Below are 16,120 nucleotides of genomic sequence, written 5' to 3' on the forward strand. Positions count from 1 at the left end.
GCTTCCAGCCGCCGGGGCGGGCCCACGCCGTTACGACCGCCGCGCGCCCGCGCGCGGCGCGAAAAGGGGCGGGTGGGCGGGGAGAACCCGGCGCGCAGCGCCGCGGTCAGGCACCGGCGGCGTAGCCGCCTCGGTGCGCCGGCCGGCCACGCCCGCTCCGCGCGAAGCGCGCACGCGGCGCAGCCGCGCATTCCCGTGCGTAGCGCGGAGAAGGGCGGGTGGGTGGGGGAATCTCAGCCGGCCAGTTCGCCGAGGGCGTCCCGCAGGTGGGGCGTCACCGTTCGCACTCGCCACGCCAGCTCGTCGCCCACATAGCCCCGCGGCCCGCACTCGGCCAGCATGATCACGTGGAGGTACGCCCGGTAGAGCGCCATCCGCACCCGCGCCGCCGGCGTGAAGTCGACCGTGCCGCCCACCGAGGCGTAGCCGTCGAGCAGGTCCCGGTCGAGCGGAGCGAGCAGGCAGAGCGAGGCGAAGTCCGCCAGGGGGTCGCCCCAGAACATCCGCTCGCCGTCTATCAGGGCGCTGACGCGGCCGTCCGCGAGCAGCACGTTGCCCGCCCACAGGTCGAAGTGGACCAGCGCCGGCGCCCGTACCTCGTCCAGTGCCGGGGCGGCCCCGGCGGCGAGTTCGCGGATCCGGTCGGGCGGCACCGGCAGCGGCGCCGCGTACCGTTCGGCGTCGGTCAGCACCGCGTCGAGCATGGTGGTGAAGGTGCCGCGCCAGTCGGCCGAGGGCGGCAGCGCGCCGCCCGGGTAGCCGAAGCCCGGGCCGTGGACGGCGTGCAGCCGGCCGACGAGCGCCCCCAACTCGCGCCGCAGCCCCGCCCGCTCGCCCTCCGAGGGTGGCGTCTCGTGCCAGGACGTGCCGGGGCACTCCGTCATCAGCAGGTGGTCCTCGCTCCAGGACACGACCTCGGGCACCGGCGCGGTGCCCGCCGCCGCCCGGTAGAAGGCGGTCTCGCCGACCAGCAGCGCGCGTTCGTAGGCGAGCCCCGGCGTGTCGACGGGCGGCGGCAGCTTGAGGACCAGTCGCCGGCCGTCCCGCAGGACGAGGCGGTGGAGGGTGTTGTAGGTGCCGCCGGTCAGCCGCTCGCGCGCGAGCACCTCGGCGGGGTCGAGGCCGGCCGTGGACAGCTCCCCGGCCAGCGTGTCGGCCGTCATCGGACGCCGGCGGCCGCGAGCGCCGACCGCAGGTGGCCGTGGCTCTCGGCGAGGAGCCGGACCGCGGTGTCCGCGTCGACCTTGCCGAGGATGGTGAGGATGGCGTTCTTGACCTCGCCGCCGGTGGCGGTGAGTGCCTCCTCGACCGCCGCGTCCGGCGCGCCCGTCGCCAGGTGGACGATCCGCCGCGAGCGGGCCCGCAGCTTCTCGTTCGAGGCCCGCACGTCCACCATCAGGTTCCCGTACGTCTTGCCGAGCCGGATCATGCTGATGGTCGAGATCATGTTGAGCACCAGCTTCTGCGCCGTGCCCGCCTTCAGCCTGGTGGAGCCGGCGATCAGCTCGGGACCCACCACGACCTCGATGCCGTGGTCGGCGGCGGCGGCCAGCGGCGATCCCGGGTTGCAGGAGAGCCCGACGGTCAGCGCGCCCCTGGCGCGCGCGTGCCGCACCGCGCCCACCGCGTACGGCGTGCGCCCCGAGGCCGAGACGCCGACCACCACGTCGTCGGCCGTGACGCCGAGCGCGTCCAGGTCGGCGGCGGCCAGCGCCTCGCTGTCCTCGGCGCCCTCCACGGCCGACACCATGGCCTCGGGACCGCCGGCGATCAGGCCCATGACCTCGCCGGGCTCCGTGTTGAAGGTGGGCGGGCATTCGCTGGCGTCCAGCACCCCGAGCCGCCCGGCGGTGCCGGCGCCGAGGTAGAGCAGGCGGCCGCCGCGAGCCATCCGCTCGGCCGCCGCGTCGATGGCGGCCGCGATGCTCGGCAGCTGGGCCGCCACGGCGGCCGGCACGAGGGCGTCCTCGGCGTTCATGGCGCGGGCGATGTCCAGCGTCGAGCGCTGGTCGATCTCGGCGAGTTCCGGCCGGTGGGCCTCGGTGGTCAACGAGTCAAAATCCGTGGACATGGCGGGTCGGCTCTCCATGTTCTGGGCCAGGGGGCCGGGCCGGGAGATGACGGCCGTGCGCGTGGGCGGCAGGGGGCATCTCCCAGCGTTGGCTGGGGGAGGTTCAGCGCTCGCGCGGTGAGTGGCGGTGGGCCAGGGCCTCGTAGCTGGCGTGCAGCGCGGGCGCGGCCGACTCGTAGGTGCGCTGGGCGACGCCGATGAACAGGCAGTCGATGACCAGGAGTTGGCTGGTCCGGCTGGACATGGCGGCCGGCCGCAGCTCGCTCTCCCGCGCGGTCGAGGTCGTCAGCACGTGGTCCGCGTACTGGGTGACCTCGCCGTCCGGACGGCCGGTGATGGCCACCGTGGTCGCGCCGTGGTCGAACGCGGCCTGGAGCGGCTCGATGACGTCCACCGTGCGGCCCGAGTGGGTGATGGCGACGGCGACGTCCCCGGCGCGCAGCTGGACCGCGTTGGTGACGGCCAGGTGCGGGTCGGAGTGCGCGTGGGCGACGAGCCCGATGCGGAGCAGCTTCTGGGCCAGGTCCTGGGCGACGAGCGCCGAGGCGCCGACGCCGTAGACGTCGATCCGGCGGGCGGACGCGAGCGCGCTGACCGACGCCTCCAACTGGGCCAGGTCGAGCGCGCCGGCCGTGTCGGTGAGGGTCTGCCGCTCGTCCTGGGCGAGCTTGGCGACGACGTCGCTCAGCGGGTCGTCGACCGAGATGTCGGCGGTGACGGCCGGGGCGGCGCCCGACGCCTGTTGGGCGGCGAGCCCGGCGAGCGCGAGCCGCAGGTCCCGGTAGCCGGGGTAGCCGAGCAGCCGGGCCGTGCGGACGACGGTGGCCTCGCTGGTGCCGGTGCGCTCGGCGAGGCCGGTGACGGTGAGTGCCGCGCAGCCGGCCGGGTCACCGGCGACGGTCTCCGCGACGCGCTGCATGGAACGGGTCATGGAAGGCACCATGGTTCGCACCTTCGCGGCGAGCGCCCCGGGCTCCGGGGGAGCTGGACGGGGTGCGACGGCGGCGACGGGTCGGGGTCTGCCGACACGTCGGACGAAATTTTCCTTCATCGCATTCCTCACAGGCGAAACGTATTTTCGGGAGCGAGGGTCCGTCAAGCCCCCCGTGGTGCGCTGGTCGCTGTCCGTGGGGTCCCAGGTGATGGTCCAATGGTCCGTATGGAGCAGCCGACTTCGGAAGAGGCCATCCACCGGGGCAGGGCCCTGGTGCTGGCAGATCTGACCGCCGACGGACTGGCGGGTCCGAAGGAAGTTTCCATGCTGGAGAAGGCAGTTTCCCACCGTCGTTGGTGGTCCGACCAGTGGCCGGAGGGCGCCGTTTTCGTCCCCGGACTGCTGGCCCAGGACATGCAGGACGCGATCCTCGAGCAGCACGGCCGCTGGCCGCTGTGTCCGCTGTGCGAGACCGCGCCCGAGGGAGAGCCGCACGCGCTGGATCTGGAACCCGAGCTCGGCGAGGATCCGCGCTGGGTGTGCGGGGTGACGGGCCGCGAGGTGGCGCCGCTCGGCTCGCTCGCCGACGCCCGCGGCTGACGCGCGTCCGACCTCTTCCCGGCCGTTTTTCAGAGATCCGCCCAACGGCGGCATGTCTCGGCGGCATGTCCCCGCGGCGGGTTCCCGGTGGCCGGATTCGACTTGGGGTGGAACGTGGGGGAATGCCACGCGGCGCCCGTCGCGTTGCAGCGGAACGTGTCCCCTCCCCATGGCTCAGTCACGTCCGACGCGCCCGCCGGCGCGAACCGCTCCCGACTCCCCGTCGCCGTCTACGTCCTCGGCGCTGCGGTCTTCGCCCTCGGCACCTCGGAGTTCATGCTCTCCGGGCTGCTGCCCGAGGTGGCCGACGACCTCGACGTCTCCATCCCGGCGGCCGGCCTGCTGATATCGGCGTTCGCCATCGGCATGGTGGTCGGCGCGCCGGTGCTGGCCGCCGCCACCGGGAAGCTGCCAAGGCGGCTCACTCTGGTCTGGCTGCTCGCGGTGTTCGCGGCCGGCCACGTGGTGGGCGCGCTGGCCCCGAACTACGCCGTGCTCTTCGTCTGCCGGGTGGTGAGCGCGTTGGCCTGCGCCGGCTTCTGGGCGGTGGGCGCCGCCGTGGCCATCTCGCTGGTGCCGAGCGACGCCAGGGCCCGGGCGATGGCGGTGATGATCGGCGGCCTCAGCATCGCCAACATCACCGGCGTGCCGGGCGGCGCGGTGCTCGGCCAGTCCCTCGGCTGGCGCTCCGCGTTCTGGGCGGTGGCGCTGCTGGCCGCGATCGGCCTGGTCGGCGTGCTGCTCCTCGTGCCGCACACGCCGCGGCCGGCCGCGGGCGAGGGGCCGAGGCTCCGCGACGAACTGCGGATCTACCGGCGCGGGATGGTCTGGCTCGCCAGCGCCACCATCGCCCTCTTCGCCGCCGGCACCTTCTGCTTCTTCTCCTACCTCGCCCCGCTGCTCACCGACGTCTCGGGGCTCGCCGAGGGCTGGGTCCCGGTGGCGCTCGTGCTCTACGGCGTCGGCGCGCTCGGCGGGACCGCGCTCGGCGGCCGCCTCGCCGACCAGCACATGTTCGGCACGCTCTACGCCGGCCTCGCCTCCGCCGCCGGCGTACTGGTCCTGGTCGCGCTGCTGGTCTCGGTGCCGGTGGCCGTCGTGACGCTGGCCGGGCTGCTCGGCTTCGCCTCGTTCCTCTGCGCGCCCGGGCTGAACGCGCGCATCTTCAACGTCGCGGGCGCCGCGGCGCCGACCCTGGCCGGGGCGACCGCCACCTCCGCCTTCAACACCGGCAACACCATCGGCCCCTGGGCCGGCGGCCTGGTGATCGACGGCGGCCTCGGCTACGTCTGGACGGCGTGGCTCGGCGCGATCCTGGTGCTCGGCGCGCTGGCCTGCGCCTTCCTCCAGTCCCGCGCCTCGCGCGGCTCCCGGGTGGTGGCGCGGCACGAGGCCGCGTCTGACGTGAGCGTCAGGATCTAGCGCCGGCGTCGCCCCGGCTCCCCGGGGCCCCGGTCCCCGAACGGACCGCTTCGGGAGGAGAGAGCGCCGGCTCACTGCTACGGTCAAACCCGGGCAAATGACCAACGGAGCCGCCCGGTGATCGCTGCACGCATTCGATGGCCAAGCCGCCTGCTCAGCAGGTCGGCGCGGCCCGGACCACCGCCCGAGCGTTCGCCCGGGGACCAGCAGGACCGGCCGACGCCGCCGGCCGGCTGGCGCCGCTGGCTGTGGCCGTTGATCGTGGTCGTCGCGGCCGTCGTCTTCCTCCTCCTGCTGCTTGTGCCGGGCCGCGAGGGGCCCTCCCTCGCCTACAGCGACTTCCTGAGGCGGGTGGACGACGACAAGGTCAAGTCGGTCACCATCAACGACCGCGGCGGCGTCCAGGGCACCTACCGGGACGGGGGCCACTTCACCAGCCAGATCCCGACCGCCCTCGACACCAGCCGCCTCAACGCGCGCCTCCAGGACCACGACGTCAAGATCACCGGCAGTCAGCAGCGCGCCGGCGGCGGGGTCGGCAACACGCTGCTCGCGCTGCTCTTCGTCTTCCTGCCGGTCCTCATCCTCATCGGCTTCTTCCTGTGGGCGGGCCGCCGCGCCGCCGGCTCGCTCGGCGGCGGGCTCTCCAGCATCGGCCGCTCCCGCGCCAAGATCATCGAGGCCGAGCGCCCGACCACCCGCTTCCCCGACGTCGCCGGCTACGAGGGCGTCAAGCAGGAGGTCAGCGAGATCGTCGACTTCCTGCGCCGCCCCGAGCGCTACGCGGCAGCCGGCGCCAAGGGGCCGCGCGGCGTGATCATGGTCGGCCCGCCGGGCACCGGCAAGACGCTGCTGGCCCGCGCCGTGGCCGGCGAGGCCCAGGTGCCGTTCCTCTCCGTGACCGGCTCGGCGTTCGTCGAGATGTTCGTCGGCGTCGGCGCGTCCCGGGTCCGCGACCTCTTCCAGGAGGCGGCCAAGCGCGCGCCGTCCATCGTCTTCATCGACGAGATCGACGCGCTCGGCGCCCGCCGCGCCGGCGGCCATCCGGGCGGCAACGACGAGCGCGAGCAGACCCTCAACCAGCTGCTCGCCGAGATGGACGGCTTCGACCCGCGCAGCGGCATCGTGGTGCTCGCCGCCACCAACCGCCCCGAGGCGCTGGACCCGGCGCTGCTGCGCCCCGGCCGCTTCGACCGCCAGGTCACCGTGCCGCTGCCGAACCAGAAGGAGCGCGCCGCGATCCTGCGGGTGCACGCCCGCGACAAGAACGTGGCGGACGACGTCGACTGGGACGTGGTGGCCCGCGCCACCCCCGGCTTCTCCGGCGCGGATCTCGCCAACCTCGTCAACGAGGCCGCCATCAACGCCGTCCGCGCCGACCGCGCCACCGTCGACGCGCACGACCTGGACGCGGCCAGGGACCGGGTGCTGCTCGGCCGCCGTGACTCCTCCAACGCGCTGCTCCCCGAGGAGCGCCGCTCCGTCGCCGTGCACGAGTCGGGCCACGCGCTGGCCGCGGCGGTCTGCGAGCACGCCGACCCGGTGGCCAAGGTCACCATCCTGCCGGCCGGGCCCTCGCTCGGCATCACCGAGCAGCTGCCGGAGTCCGAGCGCCACCTGTACAGCGAGAGCTACCTGACCGACCTGCTGACCGTGCGGCTCGCCGGCCGCGCGGCCGAGCTGGTCGTGTTCGGCGAGGGTTCGACGGGAGCCGCCAACGACCTGGCAGGGGCCACCCAGATCGCCACCCGGATGGTGCGCGAGTTCGGCCTCTCCTCGGAGCTCGGCCCGATCGGCTACGCGGACGGCACCCCGCAGTACCTGGGCGGCCACGGCCTGGACGAGATGCTGCGGCGGCCGTACTCGGAGGCGACCCAGCGGGCCATGGACGAGGAGGTGGCGAGGCTGGTGCGGGAGGCCGAGCACCGCGCCGTCGAACTGCTGCGCGGGCACCGCGCGGCGCTCGACCGGCTCGCCGACCTGCTGGTCGCCCGCGAGACCGTGGACGGCGCCGTGGTGCTCGACATCCTCCGTGAGCACGGTCCGGGCGGGCCGGGGGAGGAGCACCCGGAACGGTCGGGCGGGGATGGGGGTTGAGGAGAGCAGGACCCCGGGGCGGGCCGGCCGGGCGTGGTGGCCGATCGCCGTCCTGCTGGTCGGCGGAGCGGTGTTCGTCGCGATCTCCCGCCGGGACGAGCTGGGCAAGGCGTTCGACCTGCTCTCCCGGGTCAGCCTGGTCAAGCTGCCCCTCGCGCTGGCCTGCGAGGCCGGCGCGCTGCTCTGCCTGACCGGAGTGCAGCGCTGGCTGCTGCTCGCCGGCGGCCTCCGGGTGCGGCTGACCAGCATGTTCGCCCTCACCCTGGCGTCCAACGCGGTGGCCGGCGCGCTGCCGGGCGGTGCCGCGTTCTCCACCGCCTGGCTCTACCGGCAGCTGCGGCGGCGCGGCGCGGGGCAGGCGCTGGCCGCCGCCTCGCTCGTGGTGGCCGGCGCCCTGTCCGCGCTCGGGCTGCTGGTGATCATCGTGGTCGGGCTCCTCACCACGGGGGCGAGGGGCCCAGGCGCGGTGATCGGTCGCGTCCTGGTCGTGCTGGGTCTGGTCGCCGTCGTGGTGTTCGCGGTCTTCCGCTCCGCGCGGGTGCGGGCGGCCTGCGGGCGCGGGTGGCGGCGCGTGAAGGCGCGCCACGACCGGATGCGCCGGGCCGAGGAGGCCGTGCGCGGGCTCGTCGAGCAGGCCAGGAGCGTGCAGCCGGGACTGCGCCCGTGGCTGCGCCCGTACGCGCTGGCCCAGTTCAACTGGGTGCTCGACGCCGCCTGCCTGGCCGCCAGCCTGTGGGCGCTGGACATCGGCGTGCCCTGGCACGGCGTGCTGATCGCGTACGCGCTGGCGCAGATCCCCGGCAGCCTGCGGCTGACCCCCGGCGGCGTGGGCATCGTGGAGGCCAGCCTCACGGCGTTGCTCGTCGTCTACGGGCTCTCGCCGCAGCAGGCGCTGGCCGGCACCCTCCTCTACCGGTTCTGGAGCTACTGGCTGCTGCAGCCGGTGGGCTGGGGCTTCTGGATCGCCCTCACCCTGCACGGCCGCCGGTCAGGCGACGACGACACTGGGTCCGACAGCGGTCCCGACGCCGGTCCCGACGGCGGATCCGACTCCCGGCCCGACTCCCGTGAGTAGCGCCGGCAGCGGCGCCGCGTGCACCACGGCAAGACCCGAGACCGCCCTGGTCAGCGCCACGTAGAGCCGCCGCAGGCCGGTCCGCTCGTCCGGCTCGCCGGCCACCACGGCGGCCGGCTCGTCAAGCACCACGTGGTCGTACTCCAGACCCTTGGCCAACGACGCCGGCACCAGCGTCAGCCGCGCCCCCCGCGAGGTCTCCTCGCCAGGCGACAGATGCGGCAGCCCGGCCGCCGCCAGCGCCGCCGCGAGCCCCGGCACCCGGGCGTCGGCCGCGATCAGACCCACCGAGCCCTCCCGCGTCAGCGCCTCCCGACAGGCCGCCACCACGGCCGCCTCCAACTCGGCCGGCGCCAAGGGCCACACCGCGAACGAGCCGGCCGAGTCCCGGATCGAGGTGGCCTCGGACAGCTCGGGCGCGATCGCCGGCAGCAGCCGGGAGGCGTACGCGATCACCGCGCGCGGCACCCGGAACCCCTGGGTCAGCTCCTCCACCACCGCGTCCGGCTTACCCAGGTGCGTCAGCGCCGCCGCCCAGCTCTCCGTCGCCCACGGGGTGGTGCCCTGCGCGATGTCGCCGAGGATGGTCGCGGAACCCGTGGAGCAGCGCCGGCCCACCGCCCGGTACTGCATGGGGGAGAGGTCCTGCGCCTCGTCGAGCACCACGTGGCCGAGCGACCCGGTGCGCTCCACCAGGTCGTGCGCCTCGTCGATCAGCACCGCGTCGGCCGCCGACCAGCGGGCCGACTTCACACTGCGCGCCGGCCGCTCCCACAGGATCGCCTTCCGCTCCTCCTCGGTGAGGATCCCCTCGGACATCTCGGCCAGGAAATCGGCGTCGGACAGCAGCCGCAGCACCAGCTTCGCCGGGTCCACCTGCGGCCAGCACTCCTTGACCACCGCCTTGACGGCCGGGGTGCGGGCCACCGCGTTCTGCACCCGGTCGTCGGGCGCCTCGCCCGCCTGCTCCATGCGCACCAGCACGGCGTGCGCGATCCGCTGCGGCAGCGCCTCGCGGGCCGCCCCGTAGCGGATGTCCCGGTCGAGCAACTCCTGGACGATCTCACCGAGCTCGTGAGCCGGCACCCGCCACCGCCGGGAGCCACGGACCACCATCAGCGGCTCCGTCGGCATCCGCACCCCGGCGCGCACCGCCCGGCGCAGCACCTGCGCCATCCGCGCGTCGCCCTTGACGTGCGCCGCCGCCGCGCCGTCCGCGCCCCGCACCTCGACGTGCGCCACCAGCTCGTCCACGGTGGCCTGCCTGACCTCCAGCTCGCCGAGCGCTGGCAGCACCTGCTCGATGTAGCGCAGGAACGACCGGTTCGGGCCGACCACCAGGGTGCCGGCGCGGGCCAGCCGCTCCCGGTAGGCGTACAGCAGGTAGGCCACCCGGTGCAGGCCGACCGCCGTCTTCCCGGTGCCCGGCGCCCCCTGGACGCACACCGTGCCGGAGAGCGGGGCACGCACGATCTCGTCCTGCTCGGGCTGGATGGTGGCCACGATGTCCCGCATCGGGCCCACGCGCGGCCGCTCGATCTCGCGCTGCAGCAGGCGGCTGGTGGTCTCCGCCTCCTCCGGGTCGGACAGGTGCTCGTCCTCGTACGCGGTGAGCTCGCCGCCGTCGTACCCGAAGCGGCGGCGCAGCCCCACGTCCTTCGGGTCCTGCTTGGTGGCCTGGTAGTACGGCTGCGAGACGGGGGCGCGCCAGTCGATAACCATCGGGTCGCCGTGGGCGTCGTGGACGTGGCGGCGGCCGATGTAGAAGCGGCTGCCGTGCTCGCCCTCCTCGTCCAGGTCGTGCAGGTAGTCGAGGCGGCCGAAGAACAGCGGGGTGTCCGCCAGGTCGGCCAGCGACTTGATCCGCTGCTCGATCTCGGACTGCAGCACCTCGGCGTTCACCCAGTTCGCGGTGACGTCGCGGATGTCGAGGGCCTCGGCGTCCGCGCGCATGGCGCGCAGCGCGGAGCGGGACGCGGCCAGGTGGGCGCGCTCGGCATCGAGCGGTGAGGGGGCGGTCGGCTCAGGGGCGGACACGGCGGGGCCTCCGGGGTGGGTAGGGGTGAGACAGTGCCGGCCGGTTGCCGTCCGGCCGGCTCCAGCCCAGCGCGCGCGGCGGCCCGCGTGACGTCCCGGGTGGAGGCGGAGCCAGGGAGCCTAGGCGCGCGCCCCCGCGGCGCGCAAATCATTTGCCCACCCGGCCTCCCCCCACCGTCAGGGGCGGGTCGGCCCCGCTCCCTAGGGGACGTTCGGCCGGAAGGTGGACGGACGGCCGGTCACTCTCGGTCCTCCGGCCGATGCCGCGGCCGGGCGCCCGGCGGCACCCTTGAACCCATGAGCACCGCAACCGTCCACCCGGGGGCCAGCGCCTCGGGACATGTGAGCCATCCCAGGCAGCTCCTGGGGCACGCGCTGCGCGCCGTCCGCGTGGTCGCCGAGACCGCCGTCGACATCGTCGTGCTCGGCCGGATCGACGAGCAGGACCAGACGATCGTCCGCCGCCGGCTGCGCTGAGCGCGGGCCCGCCCTCAGACCCCGTCCATCTCCTCGCCGTCCGCGGTGAGCAGCTCGCCGGCGTCCATGATCCGGTAGGCGTATCCCTGCTCGGCGAGGAAGCGCTGGCGGTGCGCGGCGAACTCCTGGTCGATGGTGTCCCGCGCGACCACCGAGTAGAAGCGCGCCTCGTGCCCGTCGGCCTTCGGCCGCAGCACCCGCCCGAGGCGCTGGGCCTCCTCCTGCCGGGAGCCGAAGGTGCCGGACACCTGGATCGCCACCGTGGCCTCCGGCAGGTCGATCGAGAAGTTGGCCACCTTGGAGACCACCAGCACCTGGAGCTCGCCGGCGCGGAACGCGTCGAACAGCTTCTCGCGCTGCGCGTTGCTGGTCTCGCCCTTGATCACCGGGGCGTCGAGCAGCTCGCCGAGCTCGTCCAGCTGGTCGATGTACTGGCCGATGACCAGCGTCTGCTCGCCGGCGTGCCGGCGCACCAGCATCTCGGTGACGCGCCGCTTGGAGTCGGTGGTGGCGCAGAACCGGTAGCGCTCCTCCGGCTCGGCCATCGCGTAGGCCAGCCGCTCCGACTCGGTCAGGTCGACCCGGACCTCGACGCAGTCCGCCGGCGCGATGTAGCCCTGCGCCTCGATCTCCTTCCAGGGAGCGTCGAACCGCTTGGGCCCGATCAGCGAGAACACGTCGGACTCGCGACCGTCCTCCCGGACCAGGGTGGCGGTCAGCCCGAGCCGGCGGCGGGCCTGGAGATCGGCGGTGAACTTGAAGACCGGGGCCGGCAGCAGGTGCACCTCGTCGTAGACGATCAGCCCCCAGTCGCGGGAGTCGAACAGCTCCAGGTGCGGGTAGACACCCTTCCGCTTGGTGGTCAGCACCTGGTAGGTGGCGATGGTGACCGGCCTGATCTCCTTGCGGGTGCCGCTGTACTCGCCGATCTCGCTCTCGGTCAGCGAGGTGCGCCGCATCAGCTCGGACTTCCACTGCCGGGCCGACACCGTGTTGGTGACCAGGATCAGCGTGGTCGACCCGGCCCGCGCCATGGCCCCCGCGCCGACCAGCGTCTTGCCGGCGCCGCACGGCAGCACCACGACGCCCGAGCCGCCGTGCCAGAACCCGGCGACCGCCTGCTCCTGGTACGGCCGCAGCCGCCAGCCGTCCTGCCGCAGCTCGATCGGGTGCGCCTCGCCGTCCACGTACCCGGCCAGGTCCTCGGCGGGCCAGCCGAGCCGCAGCAGCATCTGCTTGATCTGCCCGCGCTCCGAGGGGTGCACCGCCACGGTGTCGTCGTCGATCCTGGCCCCCACCAGCGGGGCGATCCGCTTCGACCGCAGCACCTCCTCCAGCACCGCCCGGTCGTTGCTCTGCAGCACGAGCCCGTGCGCCGGGTGCTTCAGCAGCGTCAGCCGCCCGTACCGCGCCATGGTCTCGGCCACGTCCACCAGCAGCGCCTGCGGCACCGGGTACCGCGAGTACGTCACCAGCGCGTCCACGACCTGCTCCGCGTCGTGCCCGGCGGCCCGCGCGTTCCACAGCCCGAGCGGCGTCACCCGGTAGGTGTGGATGTGCTCCGGCGCCCGCTCCAGCTCGGCGAACGGCGCGATGGCCCGCCGGCACTCCTCGGCCTGCTCGTGATCCACCTCGAGCAGCAGCGTCTTGTCACTCTGGACGATCAGGCAGGACACGCACACCTCCGCCGGGCCGGCTCACGACGGCACTACGCCATACGTGGGAAACGGGAAATACTACCTCGCCACCCGGGGCGGGTGCGTCGGTCCGATCCGCTCCCACGCTCAGTACACCGCCACCCCGTACGCGGCGAGCACCTCGTCGACGGGCTGGAAGAAGGTGGTGGAGCCGGGCCCGTCGCAGGAGCCGCTGGAGCCGGAGAGCAGGCCGTAGCCGGTGGTGCCGGAGTAGAGGGGGCCACCGCTGTCGCCGGAGAAGGCGCAGGCGGTGGTGGCGATGAGGCCGGTGACGGTGCCCTCGGCGTAGTTGACGGTGACGTCGAGGGCGGTCACCTCGCCGGTGCGGACGCCGGTGGAGCGGCCGCTGCGGGCGATCGGCTGGCCGACGACGGGGGTGCCGGTCGCGGTGATGTCCTGGTGGCCGGCGTAGGTGTGGACGCCGCCGTCCTTGGCGATGGTGGCGTTGGTGTAGCGGACGATGCCGTGGTCGTCGCCGGGGAAGCTGCCGTCGACGGTGGTGCCGAGCGGCACCGAGGCCGCCGCGTCGGCGAACCAGTCGGTGAAGCCGTCGGTGCAGTGGCCCGCCGTGAGGAAGTAGGTGTCCTCGCCGTCGGTCACGTTGAAGCCGAGGGAGCAGGGGCGCCCGCCGCGGTAGACGGCCTCGCCGCCGGCGATCGTCGGGCTGAGCGTGCCGGGGGAGTGCTCCAGGCGGGCGGCGTCGCCGAGGCCGGCGACAACGGCGCGGAGCCGGGCGAGGGCGTCGCCGGTGACCGAGTCGTCGTGGGTGACCAGCACCTGGTTGGCGACCGGGTCGACGGCCCAGGTGGTGCCGGGTAGGGCGGCCCGCTCGGCCAGTCGGTCGGCCGCGGCGTCGAGGTCGGCCGCGTCGCGGTCGACGAGGCGCGGCGTGGCGCCGGCCGCGGTGACCGCCCGGGCGGCCGAGGTGTCGGTGACGGTGACGACCAGGTCGCCGTCGTCGTCGAGGTAGGAGCCGGCGGTGCGGTCGCCGAGCCGCTCCTGGAGGGCGGCCGTCGGGGTCTCCGCCGACGCCGGCGAGGCGGTGAGCGCGGCGAGCAGCAGGGCGGTGGCGAGCACGGTGCGTGGTCTCAACTCGGGCTCCTGTGGGGGAGGTTGATCTTCCTCCCCGCGGCCATACCCCGCGCTCGCGGCCCGCTACCGCGCGGTCAGGTTCCCGTCAGTCTCAAGAGGCGGCGGGGCGTCGCCCAACACCCGCCGGATGCCGGCGAAATGGTGCCGCATCGCCTCGGCGGCACGCGGCCCGTCGCCCGATTCGAGCGCCGCCAGGATGGCCTGGTGGCGGGCCGTGGTCACGTGCGGGTCGCCCCGGTCCTCGCGTGACTCCTCGCCGACCCCGTGGAACGCGGCGTGGAACGCGGCCCAGAAGGCGTCGAGCACCTCGCTCAGCAGGTGGTTGCCGAGGGAGCGGTAGAGCGCCAGATGGAACGCCCGGTCGGTGGCCGCCGTCACCCGGTCGAGCTCCGCCTCCCGCTCCATCGTCTCGACTATCTCGTGCAGCACCGCCAGGTCCTTGGCCGGCACCTTCCCGGCCACGCCCACGATCAGGCCGGCCTCCAACGCCTCGCGCACCTCGAGCAGTTCGTAGAGGCTGGCCTGCCCACGGCCGTGCAGGACCGCCGCCCGGAACACCATGCCCTCGACGAACGAGTCCAGGCTGAGGCCGCCGACATAGGTGCCGAAGCCGTGCCTGATGTCGACGATGTCCACGGCCTGGAGCGCCTTGAGCGCCTCCCGCACCGAGTTCCGGCTGACGTCGAACCGCCCCATCAGCTCGCTCTCGGTGGGAAGCGGGTCGCCGGGGGCGAGCCGGCGGTCCAGGATCAACTGCTTGATCCGCCGCTGCACCTCGTCCGACATCACGCTGCGTGCCATGCCGCGCTCCCCTTCCGACTCACCAGAGCAGAGCTAACACCGGGAGTTCACATTGTGCCAGGAGATGGGACATCGGACGTCTGGTCAACAGCGCTCTGGCGCACAGGTCTTGACCACTCTTCGCGGGCGCTCCTACCGTGAACATCGGACGTAGAACGTAGGACCTCCCGCCAGAGCCGTCTGGAGGCTTCGATGGAACGTGCCCTGGCCCGCAGGGACTTTCTCAGGTTCACCGGCGCGTTGGGCGCGGCCGGCGCCATCAGTGCCTCCCTCGGGGCCTGCACGGGGCCGCCCTCCACCATCGACCCGGGTGGCGGCCGGGGCGGCGGCGGGATGACCGACATCACCGCGGTCATCGGCTACGGCAACGACGGCAGTTGGGACCCGACCATGACGGCCTCGGCCTTCGGCATGGCGGGGAACAACCACATCTACGAGGGGCTGCTCGACACCGATCCGATCACCCGCGCCCCCTACCCGGCGCTTGCCACCGCGCTGCCGATCGACCAGACGGCCACCACCTGGCGGTTCACCCTGCGGGACGGGGCGGTCTGGCACGACGGCGAGCCGGTCACCGCCGAGGACGTGGTGTTCACCTTCGAGCGGATCCTGGACGCCGAGGCCAACCCGCTCACCCGCTCCTTCTTCGTCACCTGGCTTGCCGAGGTCCGGGCGCTCGACGAGCGCTCCGTGGAGCTGGAGTTCCGCTTCCCCTTCCCCGACGCGGCGCCCCGGCTGACCATCGCCAAGATCATGCCGAGGCACGTCTTCAGCCGCGAGGGCGCCTGGGACGACGCGGCCGGCGGCTTCGCGCTCGGCTCCGGCCCCTACCGGCAGGCCGCCCACACGCCCAAGTCCAACACCGTCTTCGAGGCGTTCGACGGCTACAACGGCCCCCGGCCGCCCACCTTCCGCACCATGAACTGGCTGTCGGTCATCGACGCCGCGCCCCGCGTCGCCCGGATCTCCGGCGGCAGCGCCGACGCCCAGATCGCCGACAACATCCCCTACGCCAACGTCGAGCAGCTGCGCGGCGACGGCCTGGAGGTGGCGGGCGGCGCCGGCATGAACCACCTGTTCCTGATGTTCAACACCAACAACCCGCCGTTCGACGACGTGCGGGTGCGGCAGGCCCTCTTCCACGCCATCGACACCGAGCAGATCGTCGACGTCGCGCTCCGCGGCAACGGCCGGCCGGCCACCTCGTTCCTCAACGAGGACCACCCGGCGCACCGGCCCGCGGCCACCGTCTACACGTACGACCCCGAGCGGGCCCGCCAGTTGCTCGACGAGGCCGGCGTCGGCGACCTGAACCTCACCCTGATGTCGGTGAACGTCAGCTGGGCCGTGGACTGCCTGCCGACCATCAAGGAATGCTGGGACGCGATCGGCGTGCGCACCACGCTCGAACCGCAGGAGACCTCGGCGCTGTTCGCCAAGATGGACCAGGACCAGGACTACCAGGTGGTCGCCGCCGTCTCCAACCCCAACCAGTTCGGCCTCGACCCCGACCTGATCCTCCGCTACAACTACACGGCGGGCGGCACCTGGATGGCCTACACCGGCTGGGACACCACCGAGGAGGCCGCCGAGCTGTTCGCGATGATGGACCGCGCCACCGAGGAGCCGGACCCGGACCGCAAGCTCGAACTCGTCCACGAGTACCTGGACGTCATCGCCGAACAGGCCGTCCTCTACCCCGTGGTGCACAACGAGCTGCTCACCGCCTGGGACCCGGACCGGATCGTCGGCGTCCGCGCGCAGCCCTACCCCGGCATCAACCTGCTCCAGGCAAGGGCGCGGGCCTCGTCGTGATC

13 protein-coding genes are annotated in these 16,120 nt (G+C 73.7%); 6 read left to right on the forward strand and 7 right to left on the reverse strand.

Going from position 1 to position 16,120, the window contains the following annotated elements; all coding sequences use genetic code 11:
* Positions 1 to 233: 233 nt before the first annotated feature.
* The 3 genes from ACFWI8_RS29215 to ACFWI8_RS29225 form a co-directional block, all read right to left on the reverse strand.
* Positions 234 to 1,163 (reverse strand): phosphotransferase family protein, encoded by a 930-nt coding sequence (locus ACFWI8_RS29215; protein ID WP_387097610.1) that lies wholly within the window; start codon positions 1,161 to 1,163, stop codon positions 234 to 236.
* A complete protein-coding gene (murQ, locus tag ACFWI8_RS29220; RefSeq protein ID WP_387097613.1) occupies positions 1,160 to 2,071 on the reverse strand; it encodes an N-acetylmuramic acid 6-phosphate etherase in 912 nt (303 codons plus the stop codon). Before murQ ends, ACFWI8_RS29215 begins: the two co-directional genes overlap by 4 nt.
* Positions 2,072 to 2,174: 103 nt before the next feature.
* Positions 2,175 to 3,122 carry a MurR/RpiR family transcriptional regulator gene (locus ACFWI8_RS29225; RefSeq protein WP_311603860.1) on the reverse strand — a complete coding sequence of 316 codons (948 nt, stop codon included), beginning with the start codon at positions 3,120 to 3,122 and terminating at the stop codon, positions 2,175 to 2,177.
* Between the two features lie 108 nt (positions 3,123 to 3,230).
* Between ACFWI8_RS29225 and ACFWI8_RS29230 the strand changes: the two genes are divergently transcribed.
* From ACFWI8_RS29230 to ACFWI8_RS29245, 4 genes are all read left to right on the forward strand, one after another.
* Positions 3,231 to 3,605 (forward strand): hypothetical protein, encoded by a 375-nt coding sequence (locus ACFWI8_RS29230; RefSeq protein ID WP_387097617.1) that lies wholly within the window; start codon positions 3,231 to 3,233, stop codon positions 3,603 to 3,605.
* 156 nt (positions 3,606 to 3,761) lie between these two features.
* Positions 3,762 to 5,027, forward strand: a complete 1,266-nt coding sequence (locus tag ACFWI8_RS29235; RefSeq protein WP_387097620.1) for a Cmx/CmrA family chloramphenicol efflux MFS transporter — start codon at positions 3,762 to 3,764, stop codon at positions 5,025 to 5,027.
* A 117-nt stretch (positions 5,028 to 5,144) separates the two neighbouring features.
* Positions 5,145 to 7,124 carry an ATP-dependent zinc metalloprotease FtsH gene (ftsH, locus tag ACFWI8_RS29240; RefSeq protein ID WP_387097623.1) on the forward strand — a complete coding sequence of 660 codons (1,980 nt, stop codon included), beginning with the start codon at positions 5,145 to 5,147 and terminating at the stop codon, positions 7,122 to 7,124.
* Positions 7,114 to 8,199 carry a YbhN family protein gene (locus tag ACFWI8_RS29245; RefSeq protein ID WP_387097626.1) on the forward strand — a complete coding sequence of 362 codons (1,086 nt, stop codon included), beginning with the start codon at positions 7,114 to 7,116 and terminating at the stop codon, positions 8,197 to 8,199. Before ftsH ends, ACFWI8_RS29245 begins: the two co-directional genes overlap by 11 nt.
* Here ACFWI8_RS29245 and ACFWI8_RS29250 read toward each other — a convergent pair.
* Positions 8,113 to 10,236, reverse strand: coding sequence for a HelD family protein (locus ACFWI8_RS29250; protein WP_387097634.1), 2,124 nt, complete (start codon positions 10,234 to 10,236; stop codon positions 8,113 to 8,115). The genes ACFWI8_RS29245 and ACFWI8_RS29250 overlap by 87 nt on opposite strands.
* Positions 10,237 to 10,533: 297 nt before the next feature.
* Between ACFWI8_RS29250 and ACFWI8_RS29255 the strand changes: the two genes are divergently transcribed.
* Positions 10,534 to 10,713, forward strand: coding sequence for a hypothetical protein (locus ACFWI8_RS29255; RefSeq protein WP_387097637.1), 180 nt, complete (start codon positions 10,534 to 10,536; stop codon positions 10,711 to 10,713).
* Positions 10,714 to 10,727: 14 nt separating this feature from the next.
* On the opposite strand, the gene ACFWI8_RS29260 is transcribed toward ACFWI8_RS29255, so the two are convergent.
* From ACFWI8_RS29260 to ACFWI8_RS29270, 3 genes are all read right to left on the reverse strand, one after another.
* Positions 10,728 to 12,389, reverse strand: coding sequence for a DNA repair helicase XPB (locus ACFWI8_RS29260; RefSeq protein ID WP_387097640.1), 1,662 nt, complete (start codon positions 12,387 to 12,389; stop codon positions 10,728 to 10,730).
* Positions 12,390 to 12,497: 108 nt separating this feature from the next.
* Positions 12,498 to 13,502, reverse strand: coding sequence for a S1 family peptidase (locus ACFWI8_RS29265; RefSeq protein ID WP_387097643.1), 1,005 nt, complete (start codon positions 13,500 to 13,502; stop codon positions 12,498 to 12,500).
* A gap of 63 nt (positions 13,503 to 13,565) precedes the next feature.
* Positions 13,566 to 14,303 carry a FadR/GntR family transcriptional regulator gene (locus ACFWI8_RS29270; RefSeq protein ID WP_387097646.1) on the reverse strand — a complete coding sequence of 246 codons (738 nt, stop codon included), beginning with the start codon at positions 14,301 to 14,303 and terminating at the stop codon, positions 13,566 to 13,568.
* Between the two features lie 192 nt (positions 14,304 to 14,495).
* Here ACFWI8_RS29270 and ACFWI8_RS29275 point away from each other — a divergent pair, with 192 nt between their 5' ends.
* Positions 14,496 to 16,118, forward strand: a complete 1,623-nt coding sequence (locus ACFWI8_RS29275; protein ID WP_387097649.1) for an ABC transporter substrate-binding protein — start codon at positions 14,496 to 14,498, stop codon at positions 16,116 to 16,118.
* The last annotated feature ends 2 nt before the right edge of the window (positions 16,119 to 16,120 follow it).

Source organism: Streptomyces sp. NPDC127098 (genome assembly GCF_042722465.1).
Lineage (GTDB): Bacteria > Actinomycetota > Actinomycetes > Streptomycetales > Streptomycetaceae > Streptomyces > Streptomyces millisiae.

Bases quoted from the DNA above. Each gene is read 5' to 3' on its own strand.
- ACFWI8_RS29215 (WP_387097610.1), bottom strand. From the start codon at position 1,163: ATGACGGCCGACACGCTGGCCGGGGAGCTGTCCACGGCCGGCCTCGAC.
- murQ (WP_387097613.1), bottom strand. From the start codon at position 2,071: ATGTCCACGGATTTTGACTCGTTGACCACCGAGGCCCACCGGCCGGAA.
- ACFWI8_RS29225 (WP_311603860.1), bottom strand. From the start codon at position 3,122: ATGAAGGAAAATTTCGTCCGACGTGTCGGCAGACCCCGACCCGTCGCC.
- ACFWI8_RS29230 (WP_387097617.1), top strand. From the start codon at position 3,231: ATGGAGCAGCCGACTTCGGAAGAGGCCATCCACCGGGGCAGGGCCCTG.
- ACFWI8_RS29245 (WP_387097626.1), top strand. From the start codon at position 7,114: ATGGGGGTTGAGGAGAGCAGGACCCCGGGGCGGGCCGGCCGGGCGTGG.
- ACFWI8_RS29255 (WP_387097637.1), top strand. From the start codon at position 10,534: ATGAGCACCGCAACCGTCCACCCGGGGGCCAGCGCCTCGGGACATGTG.
- ACFWI8_RS29270 (WP_387097646.1), bottom strand. From the start codon at position 14,303: ATGGCACGCAGCGTGATGTCGGACGAGGTGCAGCGGCGGATCAAGCAG.
- ACFWI8_RS29275 (WP_387097649.1), top strand. From the start codon at position 14,496: ATGGAACGTGCCCTGGCCCGCAGGGACTTTCTCAGGTTCACCGGCGCG.